The following is a 20,946-nucleotide window of genomic DNA, read 5'->3' as shown; positions in this document are numbered from 1 at the left end:
GAAAATCGCCCGAAATTGCCGGAATTACCTGATGCCCGCCACCCCTGGCGGGCCTTTTTGTAACGGACTTTTTCGTTGCCATGCCTACGGCCTTTTTCTAGATTTGGGCGCACTATGACAAAGGCTAAATTCATCAAATTCATTATTGCGTCGGTGCTCGCCATCGCCGCTCTCTTCTTGCCCTACGAATCCCTCGGATTCGATGCCGCAAGTCCCATGGGAATCCTGAACCCGCTCGAAATCCGCGTCATCGGCGTTTTCGTCATGGCCGCTCTTTTCTGGATCCTGCAACCGTTCCCGATCTGGTCCACCTCGATGCTTGTCATCGTGCTCATGATCGTGACGATGTCCGATTCGTCCCTGACGCCTTTCCGCGTGGACGGCGTGACCATGATCAGCCATAAGTCCATTATGGCAACGTTTGCAAACCCGATTATCATGCTCTTCTTGGGCGGCTTCTTCCTCGCTGCAGCCGCCACCAAGTACAAGATGGACTTGAACCTGGCCCGCGTGCTCCTGAAGCCCTTCGGCAAGAACCCGAAGTTCGTGCTCCTCGGCCTTATGCTCATTACCGCCGTGTTCTCCATGTTCATGAGCAACACCGCTACCGCAGCCATGATGCTTGCCATCCTCGCTCCGGTGCTCAAGCTCTTTGACGAAGACGATCGCGGTAAGGCTGCTTTTGCCCTTGCTATTCCGCTCGGTGCCAACATCGGTGGTATGGGCACCCCGATCGGCACGCCTCCTAACGCCATCGCCCTTGGTGCCCTGAACGATGCCGTTGCCCGTGGTGACCTTGTCGCGAACCCGGTGACCTTCGGCCAGTGGATGGCCTTCGGTATTCCGTACGTGATTATTTTGATGGTGGTTGCTTGGCTTCTGCTCGTGAAGATTTACCCGATCAAGATGAAGCAGATGGTCCTGAATATTGAAGGTGCCGGCAAGTTCGATACGAGCCCCAAGGCTATCATCGTTTACATTACCTTTGTCGTGTGTGTGCTTTTGTGGGTGACGGGCAAGAACGTTCACGGTATTAACGATAACGCGATTGCGATGATCCCGATGGCCGTGTTTGCCCTTACCGGCGTGATTACCAAGAAGGATTTGAATGCGATGAGCTGGGACGTGCTCTGGCTCGTGGCTGGTGGTTTTGCCCTGGGTGTTGGCCTCAATGCGACTGGCCTTGCCGCTCACCTTATCAAGACAATCCCGTTTGCAAGCTGGTCTCCGCTTGCTCTCATGATCGGCTGCGGTATCATTTGCTTGTTCATGGCGAACTTCATGAGCCATACCTCTACGGCTACGCTTTTGGTTCCGATTCTTTGTGCTGTGGGCATCGCTTGCCAAGACAACCTCGTTGGCCTCGGTGGCGTGACCGCTCTCCTCGTTTCCGTTGCGTTTGCTAGCTCTCTCGGCATGAGCCTCCCGATTTCGACTCCGCCTAACGCCCTTGCGCATGCGACGGGCTATACGGATACGCGCGGTATGGCGATTACGGGTGTTGTCATGGGACTGGTCGGTCTGGTTCTCTCTTGGGGAATGATGATTTTCCTCGCCCATGTGAACTTCTTTGGTACGCCGGCGCCGAAGGCTGCTGATAAGGTCGCAGAGCCTGCCGCAGTGACCAAGGTTGTGGAACAGCCTGCTCCGGAAGCACCTGCTGCCGTAGTCGCAGATTCTTCTGTTGTTGATACTACTGCTGTTGATAGCGCGGCTGTCGATTCTGCCGCTGTTGCCGATTCTGCAGTTGTTGATAGCGACGCTGCTGTCGTGGATAGCGCCGCTGCCGCTCAGGCTGCTGCAGATAGTGTTGCTGCGAAGGCCGCTGCTGATAGTGCCGCTGCCGCCCAGGCTACCGCCGATAGTATTGCCGCTGCTCAAGCTAAGGCCGACTCCATCGAAAAGGTGAAGGCTGCCGAAGCTGCTGCTCTCGTTGCCGCTGCCGAAGCTAAGAAGGCTCGCCAGGATAGCATTGCCGCTGTGAAGAAAGCCAAGGCCGACAGCGTCGCTGCCGCCAAGAAGGCCGCTGCCGAAGCCAAGAAGGCTCGCCAGGATAGCATCACCGCTGTGAAGAAGGCCAAGGCCGACAGCGTTGCCGCTGCCAAGAAGGCCGCTGCTGAAGCCAAGAAGGCAGAAGCAGAAAAGAAGAAGGCAGAAGCCGCTGAAGCCAAGAAGAAAGCTGCCGAGGAAAAGAAGGCTGCCGCTGCTGCGAAGAAAGCCCAGGCCGATAGCATCGCTGCCGTGAAGAAGGCCAAGGCCGACAGCATTGCTGCTGCCAAGAAGGCCGCTGCTGAAGCCAAGAAGGCAGAAGAGGCCAAGAAGAAGGCAGAAGCCGCTGAAGCCAAGAAGAAAGCCGCCGAAGAAAAGAAGGCCGCCGCTGCTGCGAAGAAAGCCCAGGCCGATAGCATCGCCGCAGTGAAGAAGGCCAAGGCCGACAGCGTCGCCGCTGCCAAGAAGGCTGCTGCCGAAGCCAAGAAGGCAGAAGCAGAAAAGAAGAAGGCAGAAGCCGCTGAAGCCAAGAAGAAGGCTGCCGAAGAGAAGAAAGCCGCCGCTGCCGCGAAGAAAGCCCAGGCCGATAGCATCGCCGCAGTGAAGAAGGCCAAGGCCGACAGCATTGCTGCTGCCAAGAAGGCTGCTGCCGAAGCCAAGAAGGCAGAAGAGGCCAAGAAGAAGGCAGAAGCCGCTGAAGCCAAGAAGAAAGCTGCCGAAGAAAAGAAGGCCGCCGCTGCCGCTAAGAAAGCCCAGCAGGACAGCATTGCCGCTGTGAAGAAGGCCAAGGCCGACAGCGTCGCCGCTGCCAAGAAGGCTGCAGCTGAAGCCAAGAAGGCTGAGGAAGCTAAGAAGAAGGCTGAAGCTGCAGAAGCCAAGAAGAAAGCCGCAGAAGAAAAGAAGGCCGCAGCTGCCGCAAAGAAAGCCCAGCAGGATAGCATCGCTGCCGTGAAGAAGGCTAAGGCCGACAGCATTGCCGCTGTGAAGAAGGCCAAGGCCGATAGTGTTGCCGCCGCCAAGAAGGCCGCTGCCGAAGCAAAGAAGGCAGAAGAGGCCAAGAAGAAGGCAGAAGCCGCTGAAGCCAAGAAGAAGGCCGCCGAAGAAAAGAAGGCCGCCGCTGCCGCAAAGAAGGCCCAGCAGGATAGCATTGCTGCTGTGAAGAAGGCCAAGGCCGACAGCATTGCTGCTGCCAAGAAGGCCGCTGCTGAAGCCAAGAAGGCTGAGGAAGCTAAGAAGAAGGCAGAAGCCGCTGAAGCCAAGAAGAAAGCCGCCGAAGAAAAGAAGGCTGCCGCTGCCGCAAAGAAAGCCCAGCAGGATAGCATCGCTGCCGTGAAGAAGGCTAAGGCCGACAGCGTCGCCGCTGCCAAGAAGGCCGCTGCCGAAGCCAAGAAGGCAGAAGAGGCCAAGAAGAAGGCCGAAGCCGCTGAAGCCAAGAAGAAAGCTGCCGAAGAAAAGAAGGCCGCTGCTGCTGCGAAGAAAGCCCAGCAGGATAGCATCGCCGCTGTGAAGAAGGCCAAGGCCGACAGCGTCGCCGCTGCCAAGAAGGCCGCTGCCGAAGCCAAGAAGGCAGAAGAGGCCAAGAAGAAGGCCGAAGCCGCTGAAGCCAAGAAGAAAGCTGCCGAAGAAAAGAAGGCCGCTGCTGCTGCGAAGAAAGCCCAGCAGGATAGCATCGCCGCTGTGAAGAAGGCCAAGGCCGACAGCATTGCCGCTGTGAAGAAGGCCAAGGCCGATAGTGTTGCCGCCGCCAAGAAGGCCGCTGCCGAAGCAAAGAAGGCAGAAGAGGCCAAGAAGAAGGCTGACGAAGCTGCTGCCAAGAAGGCAGAAGCAGAGGCCAAGAAGGCCGAGGCCGAAGCCAAGAAGGCTGAAGCTGAAGCCAAGAAGGCCGAGGCAGAGGCTAAGAAGGCTGAAGCCGAAGCCGCCAAGGCTCAGGCAGAAGCGAAGAAGGCAGAAGCTTCCGCTCCGGCCCCTGCTGCGAAGCCTGCCGAAGCGCCGAAGGCTGCTCCCGCAGCAAAGCCTGCCGCGCAGCCGGCTGCAAAGCCCGCTGCCGCAAAACCCGCAGCCGCTCCCGCCAAGAAGTAATTCTGGCCGGATCAAGGTTCAAAAGGACGCCCTCGTCGGCGCCCTTTTTTCTTTTTGAAAAAATTTCACTATATTTGTAGTATAAATCATAACTAGAAGGTGAATGTATGAAAAAAATGTTTGGACTTGCTATCTTGTTGTCTGTCATGGGGTTAATCGCCTGCAGTGGAAGCGGAACCAATACGGACGACGATTGTGATGACAATGCGGCCTCTTGCCAGACGACGGATGACGGCGGCGAAGTCGATACCCCGGAAGTAGACTCCGGTACGTAATCGTTTTTACCCTTTTACATTTTTTTGTTTTCCCCCGTTGCAAGACGGGGTTCTTTATTCTATATTTGCGCAAGTTTAAAACGACAGAACTTTAGCTGGTCAAAGATGATTTTGCACATGATGAATAAGGCAAAGGCACCTTGCGGAACACACGGTTCCGAAGCAGTTAAAGTTTTTCCGTTTTCTGATTTTATTTTTGCTGGACTTTTTAGTTCAGCGTTTTTTTTATGTCACCCTGGAGCTTAGCGATAGGGTCCACGAGCACTTTAACACCAGAGTTTAAAAATTAAATAGCAATAACGGAGATAAAAAATGAAGATTGAAGGCATCGACAAAGTCCTTATCATCGGTTCTGGCCCGATCGTGATTGGTCAGGCTTGCGAATTCGACTATTCCGGCACCCAGGCTTGCAAGGCCCTGCGCGAACAGGGTTACAAGATTGTGCTCGTGAACTCTAACCCGGCTACCATCATGACCGACCCGGTCATGGCCGATGCCACCTACATCGAACCGTTGAACGTCGCCCGCCTCACCCAGATTATCGAAAAGGAACGCCCGCAGGCACTCCTCCCGAACTTGGGCGGTCAGACCGGCCTGAACCTCGCCTCTGCACTCAGCAAGGCCGGCGTGCTGGACAAGTACGGCGTGAAGGTCATCGGTGTGAACCTCGACGCTATCGAACGCGGCGAAGACCGTGAAATCTTCAAGGAAACCATGCAGAAGCTTGGCATCGACACGCCGCGCTCCGGCATTTGCCACTCTGTGGAAGAAGCCGAAAAGATCGTTGCTGAAATCGGCTACCCGGTGGTGGTTCGCCCGGCATACACCATGGGCGGTGCAGGTGGTGGTTTCTGCTACAACGTGGAAGAACTCCGCACCATTTGCTCTAACGGTCTTGAACTCTCCATGACGCACCAGTGCCTCATCGAAGAATCCATCCTCGGTTGGGAAGAACTCGAAGTCGAAGTCGTGCGCGATTCCAAGAACCAGATGATCGCCATCTGCTTCATCGAAAACATCGACCCGGTGGGCGTGCATACCGGTGACTCCTTCTGCGCAGCCCCGTTCCTCACCATCGACAAGAAGCTCGAAGAAGAACTGAAGGAAAAGGCCTTCAAGATTGTGGAATCCATCGGCGTGATTGGCGGTACCAACGTGCAGTTCGCTCACGACCCGAAGACCGGCCGCGTGGTGATCATCGAAATCAACCCGCGTACCTCTCGCTCCTCCGCTCTTGCCTCCAAGGCTACCGGCTTCCCGATTGCCCTCATTTCTGCAAAGCTCGCCGCAGGCCTCACCCTCGACCAGATTCCGTACTGGCGCGATGGAAGCCTCGAAAAGTACACCCCGAGCGGTGACTACGTGGTGCTCAAGTTCGCTCGCTGGGCATTCGAAAAGTTCCGCGGCGTCGATGACTGCCTCGGCACCCAGATGAAAGCCGTGGGCGAAGTCATGGCTATCGGCAAGACCTACAAGGAAACCCTCCAGAAGGCTATCCGCGGTCTCGAAAACGGTCGTTCCGGCCTCGGCTTTGCGAAGGACTTCAACAAGAAGAGCAAGGAAGAACTCTTGGAAATGCTCAAGACCCCGAGCTCCGAACGCCACTTCCAGATGTACGAAGCCATCCGCAAGGGTGCTACCGACGAAGAAATCTTCGCCGCCACCTACGAAAAGGCCTACTTCGTGCAGCAGATGCGCGAACTCGTGGAACTCGAAGAAGAAATGCTCAAGACTCCGGGCCGCCTGCCTGCCGACGACCTCCTCGTCAAGGCCAAGAAGGACGGCTTCAGCGACAAGTACATTGCCAAGATTCTTGGCATCCGCGAGAAGGACGTGCGCAAGAAACGCACCGAACTCGGCGTGGTCGAAGGCTGGTGCGCAGTGCCGGTGAGCGGTGTGAAGGACCAGTACTACTACTACAGCACCTACAACTGCAAGGACGAATCTACCGCTTCCAACAACCCGAAGAAGATCATGATTCTCGGCGGTGGCCCGAACAGAATCGGCCAGGGTATCGAATTCGACTACTGCTGCTGCCACGCTGCAATGGCTCTCCGCGAAATGGGTTACGAAACCATCATGGTGAACTGCAACCCCGAAACGGTTTCTACCGACTACGATACTTCCGACAAGCTGTATTTCGAACCGGTCAGCCTCGAAGACGTTCTTCAGATTTACCACAAGGAAAAGCCGGCTGGCGTTATCGTGCAGTTCGGTGGCCAGACTCCGCTGAATATCGCCCGCGCCCTCTCCGACGAAGGCGTCAAGATTCTCGGTACGAGCATCGACTCCATCGACATCGCCGAAGACCGTGACCTGTTCCGCAAGATGATGGACCAGCTCGGCATCCCGATGCCGGAAAGCGGCATGGCCACGAACATCGACGAAGCCCTCGCCTGTGTCAAGCAGATTGGTGGCTACCCGGTGATGATCCGCCCGAGCTTCGTGCTTGGCGGCCGCGGCATGGAAGTCATCTACGACGAAAACATGCTCCGCGAATACGTGGCGAAGGCCGTGGGCGTGACCCCGGACCGTCCGCTCCTCATCGACCGCTTCCTCCACAACGCTCTCGAATGCGAAGCCGACGCGCTCTCCGACGGTGAACACGTTTACATCCCGTCCGTGATGGAACACGTGGAACTTGCCGGTGTCCACTCCGGTGACTCCGCCTGCATCATCCCGCCGGTGACCATCACCAAGGAAAACTTGGCAACCATCAAGGATTACACCAGGAAGATTGCTGAAGCTCTCCACGTTTGCGGCCTCATGAACATGCAGTACGCTATCGAAGACGGCAAGGTGTTCGTCCTCGAAGCGAACCCGCGCGCATCCCGCACGGTGCCGCTGGTCTCTAAGGTTTGTAACACCCAGATGGCCCGCCTCGCTACTCGCCTGATGCTCGGCGCGAAACTCGAAGACCTGAAGCTCAAGGACAAGAAGTTCAACCATCACGGCGCCAAGGAAGCCGTGTTCCCCTTCGACAAGTTCCCGAAGGTGGACCCGGTTCTCGGCCCCGAAATGCGCTCCACCGGTGAAGTGCTCGGCCTCTCCGACGACTACGCCCTCGCTTACTACAAGAGCCAGGAAGCCGCAGGTTCCTTCCTCCCGAACGAAGGCGCTGTGCTCATCAGCCTTTCTGACAAGGTGAACCTCTCCGAACAGGCGATTGAAATCGGCAAGGAATTCGAAAAGCTCGGCTTCAAGATTTACGCTACCGAAGGCACCGCCAAGTTCTACGAGAAGGCCGGCGTCAAGTGCGAAGTCGTGAACAAGATTGCCGAAGGCCGCCCGAACGTCCTCGACATCATCCTGAACAAGCAGGTGAACCTCATCATCAACACGCCGTGGGCAAAGCGCGACGCCATCAAGGACGAAAGCGCCATCCGCAAGGCCGCCATCAAGTACAAGGTTCCGTACATCACGACCCTCGCCGGTGCTTACAACACCGTCAAGGGCATCGCCGCCGCCCGCAACGGCCATGGCGCTGTGAAGAGCCTGCAGGAATACCACGCAAGCATCGAAGAGATTTAAGGCTTAATGTCATCCCCGCGAAGGCGGGGATCTCCTGTCAAAACATCAAAGACCGTAGCAAAAATGCTGCGGTCTTTTTTTTTGCATAAGTTGTTTATTAAATCCTTTACATCTCGTCCGCGAGTTCTTTGGAAAAATCTTGAATGGACCGAACTGTGACCAGCGGAAAGTCGATGCTCTTCAGAATATCGAAATGCCGATCGTTAGAAACGATGTATTCTGCCATTCCGCAGATGGCACAATCAACGAACTTGTTGTCGTCTGGATCTTGCGTAATCAAGTTGAAACGCCAAGTCGGAGTTGTTCTCACAAGGTTTGGGCGATTGGTTAAGGCTTCCATTAAAATGGTTGCCATGCGACTTGAAATTTTCTGGGAAACAATTTCTTCGTACTCAAGAAGTATCTCTGGCGATACGCAAATTTCCAAGTCCCCGTTCAAGAATTCGGTCCATATTTGATGATATGGACTTTTAGACGGGAGACTCATCAACAGACAGTTTGTGTCAAGGCAAATGCGGCGCAAGGTTATACCTTGGAATAAGGGGTTCTCCAGTGTTCTTTGCCAATCTGCTCAATAGCGTCTGCACCTAGCACGCCATCATCCCACAGAGCGTCGGCTTCTTCTTGAACCTTCTTGGCATAGTAATCAGCAAGAACAGCCTTCAAATCCTGTAAGGCTTCTGCATCTTTGCAAAAGGAAAACATCTCAAGAAGATGTATCTGAGTCGGATTTAGCGTTTGTGCTGCTGCCATGATGGACCTCCACCCTAAATATACCTTTTTCACCCCATAAAGGCAAGTTTTAGGAGAATTCATTCCAAGTTGGAATATGTATTCGCTTGGAAAATTGTGCTTTTGGCATCATTTTCGCTAGAAATTTTGATGGAAATGTGTTTTTTGCTGATTTATTAGTTATTTTTAGAATGAAATAGAGAGTTTTGCTCTTGTTCTCTAAGTGAAATCTAGACAGTTTCCCTAAGCGAGAATAAGGCGGACGCTCACGCAGGTATGCCGTTTTACGGCATGCTTCAGTTTGCTGTATCGGCTTATTAGCCGATTGTTGGTCGTTAGACCAAGGGCAACAGCCCTTTTGGGGCGTGGGTCGTTTGTGTTTATCGCTTAGAGGCAGTCTAGAGCCCCACTTAGGTAAATGCAACGATCTGCGCCTTTTCTTGTATCTATACAAAAATTGGCATAAATCTTTGCAAGCAAGGGCAAACTCCCAAAGGTTAAACAACCACAAGGAGTATCGTATGAATGGCCTTAAAATAACCATGTTATCTGCTTTAGCATTGGCTTTTGTTGCTTGTGATAGCAGTGAAGTTCTGATGGTAAAAGGAGGAACGCTTCAGAGTTGCCCGGACAAGACTGTCGAACAAATGGTCAATGGCTATATGGGCAATCCTGAGTGGCGTAGCCTTGTAGGCGAAGATGGAAATGATTATGTCAATGTTGTTGGAGAGATTTCTTACAACAATCAACCGACCAAAGCAGAAATTCAGTTCCGACTGAATAAAGAAAAAGAAGATGCCCCAAAGTTAGTTGAAATTTCTGCAACCAAAAAGAAAAAGGTGGTCTCCAACTTGTAAATTTGGTTCAGCAAAAAAACACCAAGCAAGAGGATAACCACCATGATGAAAAGTACAAAAAGAACCCCCAAACTGTCAATCGTCCGCCGCGAAGAAATCGACATTTCGACCAGTGTCGGGGTGGTTCTGGCCGACCTTGCCGAACAGGGGAAAAGCTGCCTTGACGCGCTGTCGAGGGAGATGGGCGCAAGGCTCGTGGAGGCGATACTCCTGGCCGAAAGGGAACAGCTCGGCGGTGCAGCATACCACCCCAGGAAGGGCTTCAAGAAGTGGTCCAGCCAGGGTGGTTCCGTGTACATCGCGGGTGGCAAGGCGAAGGTGCGCGTACCCAGGCTCAGGGACGAAAACGGCGAGGTCAAATCGCGTATCTACGCCCGTCTGAAAGACCCCGACGCGTTCTCCGAGCACCTGCTGCACGCATGCCTCTCAGGCCTGTCCGGGAGGCGTTACGAGGATGTGTTCTCGACTGCCGGGGAGGCGTTCGGCGTAAGCAAGTCGTCGGTGTCGCGCAAGGTCGTTGCCGCATGCACAAGGAAACTGAAGGAACTGAACGAGCGCAGGCTGGAGGACTTCGAGGCGGTTGCCGTCTTCATGGACGCAATGCATCGCTGCGGCGAGGTCGTGATGGCCGCCATAGGCGTTGACGCGGAAGGCTACAAGCGCGTGCTTGGCCTCTGGCAGGGCAGTTCGGAAAACACCGAAATGTGCCGTTCGTTCCTTTCCGACATGGAGAGCAGGGGCCTCGCCCTGCACCCCGACATCATCTTCGTGACCGACGGCGGGACGGGCCTCAACCGCGCCCTCAAGGACCGCTTCGGCAAGGACCTCAAGCACCAGCGCTGCGTGATCCACAAGAGGCGCAACGTCGAGTCCCATCTGCCCGAGATGTACCGGGCCGAGTTCGACAGGCGCTACAACAACGCCATCGGGATGGTGGGCTACGAGGACGCGAGAAGGGAACTTCTCAAGGTCCACGAGTGGCTCGAAGGCATAAACACGAGTGCCGCCAAATCGCTTTCCGAGGGCGGCGAGAGGCTGCTTACGGTCCACCGGCTGGGCATCCCCGCGCTCCTGCGCAAGTCGCTCATAACGACCAACATAATCGAGTCCACCTTCAACGGTCTCGACGCCATCGAGAAGAACGTGAAGCGCTACAGGGACATTGGAATGTTCAAACGCTGGATGGCCGCTGAGGTCCTCCACCGCGAAAAGAACTGGAGACGGTTGGACGGCTATGCGGAAATCCCCGAACTTGTCGAAAAACTTCGGGAAAAGAGCATGAAATTACTTGACAATGAAGCGCTAATAGCCTAGATTTACACCAGTTGGAGACCTGGATTTTCAACTAAAAAAGGGACAAATTCAAAGAAAAATCTTCGTTCCAGTTCCAAGCATGGGAATTAGGTGGAAAACCTGCGCCGGACCTTGTTGCCGCCGTCTTGCTAGAAAAAATGTGTTATGCTGATTTAGAAGATCTTGCGAAAGAAATGGTAGAAGCACAGCTTAATATGGAAAAGATGGTACAGGATGGAACTTTTGATTCTGTTATAGAAAGTGAGAAAGATGAGATTGTTGAAAAATGCAAACATTTTGCGGAGTCTAAGGAATATTCGGAATTACAGGGAATGTACAAAGTAATGTCTTGTGTGGAAGAAAATACTAAAAACCAAGAGCTGAAAAGTAAAATACCAAATCTAAAAAGAATTTTAGAAGTGTTGATAAAGGTTGAATCGCTTCCAAAAGAAAAAAAACAAATGGTTGAGAAATATGCGATGGACGACCCTCGTATGGCAAAACAGAAAGCGAAAAAAGAAGCCTCTGTGATTGAATTTACAATGCGTTCTTTTAAGCGTATGCTAGAAGCACACTTTGTTGAATCATTTAGTTTTGGAACTTGGAGTGCGATTGCATTTAAACCTACGGAATCTTCCAGCTTCATGTTCAAGGAAATCTCGATGCCGGATCAAAATACTGGGACAACTTTGGCTGCTGAAGGTATTCAAGCAATTAGCTTGATTGACCTTGCAGGTTGTCCAGCTCGTTCGAGTTGGACTATGTTATGTGTTCCTGATATGAATGACATCTCCAAATGCGAATGCTCAATACAGAGCGATAATAAGGAGGCGTGTGCAGAAATAACTCCTGATTTTATGAATTTGTGTAAGTAAGGAGGTTGGATATGTTCTGCTCTCAATGCGGAAAAGAATATATTGATGGATCTAAGTTTTGTCCTTCCTGTGGATATAATCTAGAATCGTCAAGCTCTTCAAAATCAAATGAATCGGCATCGCCAATTCTTCAAGAAGATCTTCTTTCGGTAAAATCAAAGGAAAAGTCATTGGCTGTCGCAGGTCTCATAAACATTGCGTTAATCGGAGCTGGATATTTCTATGTTGGCAAATACATTTGGGGGACCATATTGTTGATTGCTGCAATTCTGTCGTTCATTTACGCTCCTGAAATGTTGCTTGCGCTATTTGTTCTTGCGACAATTGGTTCTATTTATGCAGCTCATCGGCACAATAAGAAATTGATGGAGAACTTGTTGAATTCAAACAAGAAAAACAAAACATAACAAGAGAGGGAATATGAATAAAAAAATACAAATCGGTTCCGTTAGCGGTTGGTTGCTGATAATCATCGGTATAATCGTTTGGTTCGTAAGTCTTGCGACAAATGTGCAAACTGCATTTCAACAAACAGTTCAGTGGCTTGGATATGCTATTGCGTCTATGCTAATCTGCACTGGTATCGTTTGCAACTATCTGGGAAAGATCCTTTTTGCAATAAGGGAAAATTCCAAGAAAGAACTTGCAGAAAAGAATGTCGAAAAAAAGGAAAATTAATATGAAAAAAAGGTTCTATTTAATTGCGACATTAGCGTCTTTTCTTCTGATTGGCTGTGGTGAGGAAAAAGAAGCGAAGTCTCAAGCAATCCTTTCCGCAAATGCATATATAAAACTTCAAGACATGCTTGTGGCTGAAAAAGGGCACTTGGCTTCTTCTTCAGAAATAGAGAATGTTGCAAAAGAGATGGGGTCCCCCACTTCTGAAATGATTCCCCCTAAAGAGAACGAATTCTTTGCATTCGAAATGAAATCCGTTGGTTTTGCCATCTTAAGTAAGGTTGAAATAGATGGTTGTCCGGCTCAAACAGTTTGGGCGATATCATGTGATGTAAAGGACGGCATGGCTAAATGTGTTGCAGATGATGGTGAATATAGCGGGATCCTAAATCTTAAGAATCGTAATGAAAAAGTTCCCGAAGCATGTGAAAAAGTTTTCGGAGAAAAATTTAGGTCCCTTGGAAAATAAATCTGTCAAATAGAGCATCTTTAGGTTGATAACCTACGGATGCTTTTTTAATCCATTTCTAACAAAGGATTCGGTCATGAAAAAATATATGCAAACACTTCTGCTTGTTGTGTTCGCAATGGCGATTACAGGATGTCTTGGAGATGATAAGCCCAAAGAAGGTTCGTCAACACTAGATAAAATTACAGAGGTGTTTTCAAAAGTCGGCCAAGTTAAGGGTGGACATTTTCTAGACAATTCCACAACCACTATTGGCCAAGCATTCGATGCGTCATTTGGCAATGCCGAATGGACTGAAAAAGAAACAGCAAAGGGCCAAAAATTTGTTGAATTTAAAGGTGATGTTGATATAGATTTTCTTGAATTATTGGCTTCCGCTATAATTGATAATGTTGGAGATGATTTGGCAAATCCTTTTGCAGCATCTAATGCTATGGATGCTTGCCTAGGAAACCCATTTGCACAAAAATATAGAGCGGAATTAGCAAAAATTCTGGTGTCAGCATCGGTTGCGTCCTTTGGACTCATAGCTCTTGATGGGAATTTGGAAAATAAGATTAAGTCTGGTGTTAAAGCTGATTTCGTGTCAGCGCTTGTTAATAAATCTAATCGATTGACGGTTCAATTTGTTTTCACTAATAGCGGTGACTCTGATTTTAAATTAGGTTATTACGGTTTTGATGGGGATGAGTGGTCTAATTGTAACATTCAAGGACTTGTCAATACAGATCGTTTTATTGATTTTGTATACTCCAGTCATACCTATTCTGTTTTTGATTACAAAAACATTGCAAAAGAAATTGTTGACCAAGCGGAAACAACAAATCAACTGCCAGATAGTTTGTTAAAAGGAAAAGTGGCTAGTTATCCCAAAGTTAAAGCAATCTTAATAACCAATGCTGTCAATAGTGATCCGCGGGTTATCAAAAGAAAAGAAGATATGTTAAAAAATGCAGCAGAACAGAAAAGAATAGAAGAAGAGGAAGCCCAGCGTAAGGCGGAGGAAGAGGAAACCCAACGTCTAGAAGAAGAGAAAAAAAGGCGTGATACGGCTATGAAACAAATTGTTCCTACAATGAAAGCGTATAAGAAAAGAATGGATGAATACAAAATAGCCTGTGCAAATGGGGGATGCGATTATCCTGAATGGAATGTTATTGGCTATAAATCTCCTAAATCAGATTTTTTTGAATTTCGCGATGGAACGGAGCTTGGCGGCTACGATTTTCAACTTGGGCTGGAATCAAATGAAGAAGTTCTTGGAATCAATTGTCATTGGATAATAAGATGCCATAATATGGAAGGCTGTTCTTGCAATATTTCTGAAGATTGTAAAGACATTACACCGAATTTGAAGTCTTTATGTGATGTTGAATATGATGATTATTAATGAGTCGATGTGAATAAATTGACTGTATAAAAAGCGCATCAGTGTTAGGGATAGTGACCCCTTGGGGCGAAGACTTGCGGACAGTTTCTTCTTGATATTTTCGAGAGCAAGGCTTCGTTTTAGGAGGCGAGTAACGAGCGAAGCGAAGGTGGTCGCCCCTAAAATATAACCCGACCGCACATATGTGTGCGGGAACGCCCAAAGAAGAATTTTCCCGCATGGTGCCGCTGGTCTCCAAGGTCTGTAACACGCCTGTGAGCCGTAGGCGACTCGTCTTAACGAGTCGTCGGAGGCGAGAGTGAGGCTGTAAGCCGAACGGTCTCCACAAGCCCGCCTCGCCACCCGCCTGATGCTCGGTGCCAAGCTCGAAGACCTGAAGCTCAAGGACAAGAAGTTCAACCACCACGGCGCCAAGGAAGCCGTGTTCCCGTTCGACAAGTTGCAGAAACTTCCTCGCCTCGGCAATGGGCCTGCAAGCAGTCCCGCTGCTCTCGGCTTGCGGAGTTTTCCCGAAGGGGACCCGGTGAAAGACAACGAAATGCGCTCCCTGTGAGCCGTAGGCGACTCGTCTTAACGAGTCGTCGAAGGCGAGAGTGAGGCGTAAGCCGAACGGTCGTCATAATCGAAGTCCTTGGCCTCTCCGACGACTATGCCCTCGCTTACTACAAGAGCCAGGAAGCCGCAGGCTCCTTCCTCCCGAACGAAGGTGCCGTGCTCATCAGCCTTTCTGACAAGGTGAACCTCTCCGAACAGGCGATTGAAATCGGCAAGGAGTTCCAGAAGCTCGGCTTCAAGATTTACGCTACCGAAGGAACCGCCAAGTTCTACGAGAAGGCCGGCGTCAAGTGCGAAGTGGTGAACAAGATTGCTGAGGGCCGCCCGAACGTCCTCGACATCATCCTGAACAAGCAGGTGAACCTCATCATCAACACGCCGTGGGCAAAGCGCGACGCCATCAAGGACGAAAGCGCCATCCGCAAGGCCGCCATCAAGTACAAGGTTCCTTACATCACGACCCTCGCCGGTGCCTACAACACCGTGAAGGGCATCGCCGCCGCAAGGAACGGACATGGTGCTGTGAAGAGCCTGCAAGAGTATCACGCAAGCATCGAAGAGATTTAATGCTTAATGTCATCCCCGCGAAGGCGGGGATCTCCTAGCGTAAGCGTGTCATCCTGAGCGAAGGGCGTAGCCCGAAGTCGAAGTATCCAGAACATTAAAGACCATAGCAATAAAATGCTGCGGCCTTTTTTGTGTGTATAGGGGAAAGCCTTCCCCTGGTTCGCACTTCGTTGCTCTCCACCCCTTCTAGCGGGTGCTCAGTCGCCTAAACCACCTAAAGGTGGCCATGTACACCTAAGCACTAAAGTGCTAAGTGTCCAAAGGCCGTAACGCCCCGGCTTGCCCCGCCCACCCGCCCTAAAATGCAAAAGGACCTCAGCTTTATTGCTGAGGTCCTTTTATCATACTTGAAAAAGATTATTTCGAAACGAACTTGTTGACGAATTCCTGCGGGGTCATTACAGACAATGCGGAATTACTGTAATCGGAAGTGTTGCGAGTGATGATACAGTCGAACCGGTGGTGTTCTGCGACGGAATTTTGAACGGCATCTTCAAAATCTTCCCATCCGCTATCGAGAGCCGCCCAAATGTCGACTTCTGATACGGAAGAAACATGGACAATTTGGAGTAGGTTGCGAAGAAGCTGTTTTGTTAAGGACGGTTTCTTCAATTCCTTTTGTGCGATATAATAGATATCCGTAATCGCGGAAGCTGAAATGAATTCTTGGATATCGTCTGATGCTGCCTTGAGAACTGCTGCCGATTCGTTCACATGGGCGGTTCTATTCAGCAGAACATCTAGAACAACATTGGTGTCAACCATTATCTGCATACTTTTCGAGTCTCTCTGAACGGTAATCTTCTAGTGACTTTCCTGTATTGGGAATAGCACCAATAAGCGAATCAACGAGATCCGCTTTTGCATTCTTTTTTTCAGAGGACGCTACGACCGTATATGCGATAACAACCTCCTGTCCCGCTTCTAGCCGAACAGGTGGTTCTAGCACAATCTGCTGCCCATCGAAAAATCCTTTTGCAGTTGCTATCATGGTTTTACTCCGATAACGTTCCTTCTAAATATACCTTTTTACACGCTCAAAAGGCAACCCCCTTCCAAGTTGGAATAGCCATCTTCCTTTACAATTTACCTCAAAAATGCTGTTTTCGTCACAAAAATGCCCTCTTTTGTAAATTTTCTGTGCGTTCGGGTCATATTTAAGTTATTTTTAAATCGGACATATTAGAGAGTTTAGCTCTTGTTCTCTAAACGAAATCTGCAAATTTCACCTGTACGAGGACAAGGCGAACGCTCACGCAGGTATGCCGTTTTGCGGTATGCTTCGGTTTGCTGTACCAGCTTTTTAGCTGGTCTTTGGTCGTATATATGACCAAAAAGCAACAGCCCTTTCGGGGCGTGGGTCGTTTGCATTTATCGTACAAGGCATTGCAGAGCCCCGTTTAGGTAAACGCGACGATCTACGCCTTTTTTGTATTCATACAAAATCGGCTCAGTTCATTGCGGTTTAACTGGGGCAAACTCCATAGGTATTTAACGATGGAGGCTGTTATGGCTTGGAACAGAATTGGCAATTTCGCCGCATTATCCCTTGCATTCATCTTCGCTGCGTGTGGCGGAGATAGTGGAAGCAACGCATCAAATGATGATGTGAATTCCAGCACTTCGACATTGTTGAGTGCAGGAGATGGAAATAGTGTGTCTAGTGAATGTTCTTTAGGAATATGTAACGAGACTGCGGCAAGTTCAGCTTCGTTAGAAATAGATAACGCCAAATACGTCTTTGAATACTTCGAGAACTATACGAAAGGTAGTGTAAAGGGAGCAAAATCTACAATTGATGGTTATGAGCACCTTCGTTCATGTTCATGGGTGTATGGTGATTCTGTTCGGTGTCTATGCGATGGTGCAAGTTGGTCCGTATATGTAAGTTCTACAAATACTTTCTATTATTGTGATAAAGACGCTTCAGGAACTTGGATATGGAGGCCAATCCAAAGTGGAGATGGAGTTGCAATTAGAAAAGATGGATTGGCTTATAAGACCTATGTAGACAACCGAGATGGCAATACGTATGCAATAGGTTTGGTTGGGGGTAAAATATGGATGCTTCAAGATTTAAGATTTGATACAGGGTACGATAATTACTGCTATTATTCGTACGATGCCAATAATTATGCCGATACGAGTGAAGTATGCGAATTAGGACGCCGTTATTCGGAAAAAGCCGCTCTCGGCATAGATGATGCTTATTTAAATAATGGGTTACCATTACAGGGGGTTTGCCCGCAAGGTTGGCATGTTCCCGATACAAGTGAATGGGTGTCAACCTCAAATATGTCTAACGGAGTGAACATTACTGCATACTACGATCGTGAACTGGAGGAAATGTTGAATCATAAAACAAATTGGAACAATTACAGGATTAAAACGTCTATTTTTTTTTGGTCGTCAACTTATAATGAAAAGTTTAACTTTTTTATCAAGCATTTTGGGGTTGGGCTACACATTCGTCTGAATATGATCCAGACCCAATGAAAGACATTGTGGGCATTCGTTGCTTAAAGAATGATGATGTCTGGTAGGCTTTCCACCATTTTAAAGGAGATTTGATTATGAGTTTAGTGAAACATAAGATGGAAGATGACGCAAATCTTCGAGGTGTTGCGTTCGATATCTTGAAAGAGGCCAAAGCGGCTGAAATATGTAATGCCCATGGGAAAGGGTATCTAATTGACGAGTCAAGAATTGAAAATGCATATAAACTCGGCAATTATAAAATTTCAAGAGGAGAGCTTCTTTGTGAAAGAAAAGAACTTTCCGATGCAATCAGGGACGTTTCTAAAGCGATGCCCACAATGTGCCCTGATTGCGAAAATGTGATGTATGGTGATGATTAGTTTTTATCAAGAAAGGAATGTTTATGATTTGTGATTCTACTTCTTCTGTGATGAATTTTTTTGCAACTGCGATTACGGTAATTGCGTTTGTTTTTGCCATTTTGACAATACGAGCAAATACTACGGCAATGAAAAAATCAAATGTTATTAAGGAGCAGGAAAATTCATTGAAGTACATTTATGATCGTAGAACGCAACTGCGAAATAAATTGGTTTGGCTTTCTCGAATTGTTCACCGTAATCCTGATTGGTGTATGCAGCAGATAGATGACAATAATCATCCGTATACTTTATCTGATTTTCAACGGGGTGATGCTCCTAAATGTTCTGAAGATAAGTGTTATAATACGATTTTGAATGAATTGAATTGGCTTCGTGGTGAAATGAAAATTTTGTTTCCCGACATATTTGAGAAATATCTGCATTACTGTGATTTGTTAGAAACAGCCTACACAACATGGACGAAACTGAAAGACCATACTGAAACAAATCATGACAAATATGAGAAAGAAATGTCTGAGGCTTATTATCTTTGGATTAAAATAGTATCTGAAGATATGCCCAATGTTATGGGGAAAGATTTCGTCAGAACTTTGCGTTAGGGATAGTGACCCTTTGGGGCGGAGACTTGCGGCAATCTTGTATTACTGTTCTTTGGAGCGAGGCGCCGTTTTATGAGGTTGGGCGGGAACGGAGTTATACAAGACTTAGAACTTTAGTTCTTAGTCGTTGTTATCCACTTTGTGGAGAACCGGGCAACCTATAAATAGCATGCGAGCCGAATGCAGCGAAAACAAGCTAGCTTGTTTTCATTGCTGAGGCGATGCTGCGGACACCGTAGGCGTCAAATATAGCCCGACCGCACATGTATGTGCGGGAACGCCCAAAAGAAGACCTTCCCGCACTCGCCATCAATGTTACCGTCGATGCAGATGCGGGCATCAAGAAGATTTCGCCATACATTTACGGGCGAAACATCGACAAAATCAGCGATACGGACGCCGCAAGCGACGCAGACGAAGAAGCTTTTATCGCCCAGATGCTCGACGCGGGCATCCACATGATGCGCGCGAACAACGGCAACAACTCCACGCGCTACAACTGGAGCCACAAAATGACGGTTCATCCGGACTGGTTCAACAACGTTTATGCGCACGACTGGGATATCACCGCGAAAAAGGTGCTCGATAAGATGCCGGGAGTCGACGCAATGTACGGCTTCCAGCTCACGGGCTACGCGGCAAGCAGCACCGAATACAATTTCCCCGACTGGAACTGGAAACAAGAACACGGCTCGTATCCGTCACAGACATTCGACCTTGCGGGTGGCGGCGAAGTATCGGAAGACGGCCAGACGCTCATCAAGGCTGGCGACGCCTCGCTCTACAACATGGAATGGCCCGCCGATTCCACCGTGGGAATCATCCCGCACTGGAAGGACGAGCTCAAGTACGACATGAGCCGTTTTAAATACTGGAGCATGGACAACGAAATAGAAATCTGGCGCGGAACCCACAACGATTTGGACTTGCCTGTCACCGGAGATTTCCTTGTCGAACGCTACATCGACGTTGCCAAAAAGGCCCGCGCCGCCTGGGGCGACATCAAGCTCACCGGCCCCGTAGTCGCCAACGAATGGCAATGGTGCCACATCTCCGCCTATAACGATGAAAGCAGGCCCAAGATTGACGGCCAGGAATACTGCTGGCTGGAATTCTTCACCAAGAAAATTGCCGAGGCAGAGAAGACGAGCGGCATGAAGCTTCTCGATGTTTTCGACATCCACTGGTACCCCACTGAAAAGGACTACGAAAGCCGCGTCAACTGGCACCGCGTGCTGTTCGACACCACCTACTACTACAAAGGCGGCAACGGTGTGCGCTGCGCCACAGGCAAATGCGACTGGAGCGACAAGGAGAAGGGTTACAGGTCGTACATCTTCGTGCGCATCAACAACTGGCTCGAAAAATACTTCGGCAAGGATCACGGCATTAAGCTCGGCATCACCGAAACCGACCTGAACGATTCCGACCCCATGGTAACGGCCCTCACTTACGCGTCGTTCCTCGGAACCATGCAGGATAACGGCGTGGAGATTTTCACCCCGTGGACCTGGGGCGACGGCATGTATGAAACGGTCCACCTGTTCAGCCGCTACGGCCACCCGAACCGCGTGCAATCCACTTCCAGCAACGACTCGCTCGTGTCCGCCTACAGTTCCATCAGTAACAAGGGCGATTCGCTCACGGTCATCTTCGTGAACCGCGCAGAGAAGGATGCACAGGACGTGAACCTCAGCCTCGCGAACTTCGCCTCCGATGGAACGGTAAAAACACTCACGCTGCAGAACCTCCAGGGTGAAACGTTCGTTTCACACACAAACAACGCCTTGAAAGAAAACGTGGTGGATGCAAATCCGCAGGGCGGAACCACCACTGCGAGCGACTACAGCATCAACAGTTTCAAGATGACGCTCCCGGCAAAGTCCATCTCCGCGGTTCTTCTCACTACAGCAAATCCGAAGCAGGGCGTGATTTCTGCGGGCAAGGCTCTCACCAGCAACTTGCTTTACCGCGATAACGGTGGCTGGGCTATAAACAACGGCTTGGGCAATGTGCACAGCGTAAGCGTGTTCAATAGTAACGGCCAGAGCGTAATGCAAATGGAACGCCCTGCACGCGGCAATATGCGGCTCGCCAGCGAAACTCTAGGCAAGGGCGTCTTCTTTGTGCGCGTCAAGACTGCGGGCGGTGTGCAGATGCGGAAAATCGATGTGAAGTAGAATCTTTTTCTCACCA

At 49.9% G+C, this 20,946-nt stretch carries 19 protein-coding genes and 1 pseudogene; 16 read left to right on the top strand and 4 right to left on the bottom strand.

The window, feature by feature from the left end:
* Positions 1-114 precede the first annotated feature (114 nt).
* The 3 genes and pseudogenes from CRO08_RS17660 to carB form a co-directional block, all read left to right on the top strand.
* Positions 115-1,545, top strand: a pseudogene (locus CRO08_RS17660) (SLC13 family permease); the annotation flags it as partial.
* 2,669 nt (positions 1,546-4,214) lie between these two features.
* On the top strand, positions 4,215-4,343 hold the full coding sequence (locus tag CRO08_RS17460) for a hypothetical protein (RefSeq protein ID WP_255252425.1): 129 nt from the start codon (positions 4,215-4,217) through the stop codon (positions 4,341-4,343).
* A gap of 312 nt (positions 4,344-4,655) precedes the next feature.
* A complete protein-coding gene (gene carB, locus CRO08_RS15670) occupies positions 4,656-7,874 on the top strand; it encodes a carbamoyl-phosphate synthase large subunit (RefSeq protein ID WP_097036999.1) in 3,219 nt (1,072 codons plus the stop codon).
* 106 nt (positions 7,875-7,980) lie between these two features.
* Here carB and CRO08_RS15665 read toward each other — a convergent pair whose 3' ends face one another.
* On the bottom strand, positions 7,981-8,397 hold the full coding sequence (locus tag CRO08_RS15665) for a putative toxin-antitoxin system toxin component, PIN family (protein ID WP_176495180.1): 417 nt from the start codon (positions 8,395-8,397) through the stop codon (positions 7,981-7,983).
* Positions 8,398-8,399: 2 nt separating this feature from the next.
* Positions 8,400-8,627: a hypothetical protein gene (locus CRO08_RS15660; protein ID WP_072813531.1), complete on the bottom strand. Its 228-nt coding sequence runs from the start codon at positions 8,625-8,627 to the stop codon at positions 8,400-8,402.
* A gap of 500 nt (positions 8,628-9,127) precedes the next feature.
* On the opposite strand from CRO08_RS15660, the gene CRO08_RS15655 reads away from it, so the two are divergent.
* From CRO08_RS15655 to CRO08_RS15620, 9 genes are all read left to right on the top strand, one after another.
* Positions 9,128-9,463 carry a hypothetical protein gene (locus CRO08_RS15655; RefSeq protein ID WP_141398425.1) on the top strand — a complete coding sequence of 112 codons (336 nt, stop codon included), beginning with the start codon at positions 9,128-9,130 and terminating at the stop codon, positions 9,461-9,463.
* Between the two features lie 42 nt (positions 9,464-9,505).
* Entirely contained in the window at positions 9,506-10,777 is a 1,272-nt protein-coding gene (locus CRO08_RS15650) for an IS256 family transposase (RefSeq protein WP_097034567.1), read from the top strand.
* 173 nt (positions 10,778-10,950) lie between these two features.
* A complete protein-coding gene (locus CRO08_RS15645) occupies positions 10,951-11,631 on the top strand; it encodes a hypothetical protein (protein ID WP_097036995.1) in 681 nt (226 codons plus the stop codon).
* Positions 11,632-11,642: 11 nt separating this feature from the next.
* Complete coding sequence (locus tag CRO08_RS15640; protein WP_097036994.1) at positions 11,643-12,038, top strand: zinc-ribbon domain-containing protein; 396 nt, start codon at positions 11,643-11,645, stop codon at positions 12,036-12,038.
* A gap of 13 nt (positions 12,039-12,051) precedes the next feature.
* Positions 12,052-12,309, top strand: a complete 258-nt coding sequence (locus tag CRO08_RS16825) for a hypothetical protein (protein WP_141398424.1) — start codon at positions 12,052-12,054, stop codon at positions 12,307-12,309.
* A 1-nt stretch (position 12,310) separates the two neighbouring features.
* Positions 12,311-12,778 (top strand): hypothetical protein, encoded by a 468-nt coding sequence (locus CRO08_RS15635; RefSeq protein WP_097036993.1) that lies wholly within the window; start codon positions 12,311-12,313, stop codon positions 12,776-12,778.
* Positions 12,779-12,854: 76 nt separating this feature from the next.
* Positions 12,855-14,168, top strand: coding sequence for a hypothetical protein (locus CRO08_RS15630; RefSeq protein WP_097036992.1), 1,314 nt, complete (start codon positions 12,855-12,857; stop codon positions 14,166-14,168).
* A gap of 349 nt (positions 14,169-14,517) precedes the next feature.
* Entirely contained in the window at positions 14,518-14,721 is a 204-nt protein-coding gene (locus tag CRO08_RS17105; RefSeq protein WP_176495179.1) for a hypothetical protein, read from the top strand.
* Positions 14,722-14,879: 158 nt separating this feature from the next.
* On the top strand, positions 14,880-15,290 hold the full coding sequence (locus CRO08_RS15620; RefSeq protein ID WP_255252424.1) for a hypothetical protein: 411 nt from the start codon (positions 14,880-14,882) through the stop codon (positions 15,288-15,290).
* A gap of 357 nt (positions 15,291-15,647) precedes the next feature.
* Here CRO08_RS15620 and CRO08_RS15615 read toward each other — a convergent pair whose 3' ends face one another.
* Both CRO08_RS15615 and CRO08_RS15610 read right to left on the bottom strand, forming a co-directional pair.
* A complete protein-coding gene (locus CRO08_RS15615) occupies positions 15,648-16,055 on the bottom strand; it encodes a PIN domain-containing protein (RefSeq protein WP_217990604.1) in 408 nt (135 codons plus the stop codon).
* Positions 16,048-16,281, bottom strand: coding sequence for a hypothetical protein (locus CRO08_RS15610; protein WP_073320693.1), 234 nt, complete (start codon positions 16,279-16,281; stop codon positions 16,048-16,050). Before CRO08_RS15610 ends, CRO08_RS15615 begins: the two co-directional genes overlap by 8 nt.
* Positions 16,282-16,799: 518 nt before the next feature.
* On the opposite strand from CRO08_RS15610, the gene CRO08_RS15605 reads away from it, so the two are divergent.
* From CRO08_RS15605 to CRO08_RS15590, 4 genes are all read left to right on the top strand, one after another.
* Positions 16,800-17,786 (top strand): FISUMP domain-containing protein, encoded by a 987-nt coding sequence (locus tag CRO08_RS15605; protein ID WP_176495178.1) that lies wholly within the window; start codon positions 16,800-16,802, stop codon positions 17,784-17,786.
* A 77-nt stretch (positions 17,787-17,863) separates the two neighbouring features.
* Positions 17,864-18,148 carry a hypothetical protein gene (locus CRO08_RS15600; RefSeq protein ID WP_097036988.1) on the top strand — a complete coding sequence of 95 codons (285 nt, stop codon included), beginning with the start codon at positions 17,864-17,866 and terminating at the stop codon, positions 18,146-18,148.
* Positions 18,149-18,171: 23 nt separating this feature from the next.
* Positions 18,172-18,750, top strand: coding sequence for a hypothetical protein (locus CRO08_RS15595; RefSeq protein WP_141398422.1), 579 nt, complete (start codon positions 18,172-18,174; stop codon positions 18,748-18,750).
* Between the two features lie 263 nt (positions 18,751-19,013).
* Positions 19,014-20,930: a glycoside hydrolase family 44 protein gene (locus CRO08_RS15590; RefSeq protein ID WP_097036986.1), complete on the top strand. Its 1,917-nt coding sequence runs from the start codon at positions 19,014-19,016 to the stop codon at positions 20,928-20,930.
* Positions 20,931-20,946: the final 16 nt, after the last annotated feature.

The organism is Fibrobacter sp. UWT3, assembly GCF_900230125.1.
GTDB lineage: Bacteria > Fibrobacterota > Fibrobacteria > Fibrobacterales > Fibrobacteraceae > Fibrobacter.
Note: the sequence above shows the minus strand (reverse complement) of the source record. Positions and strands in the feature narration are given on the sequence as shown.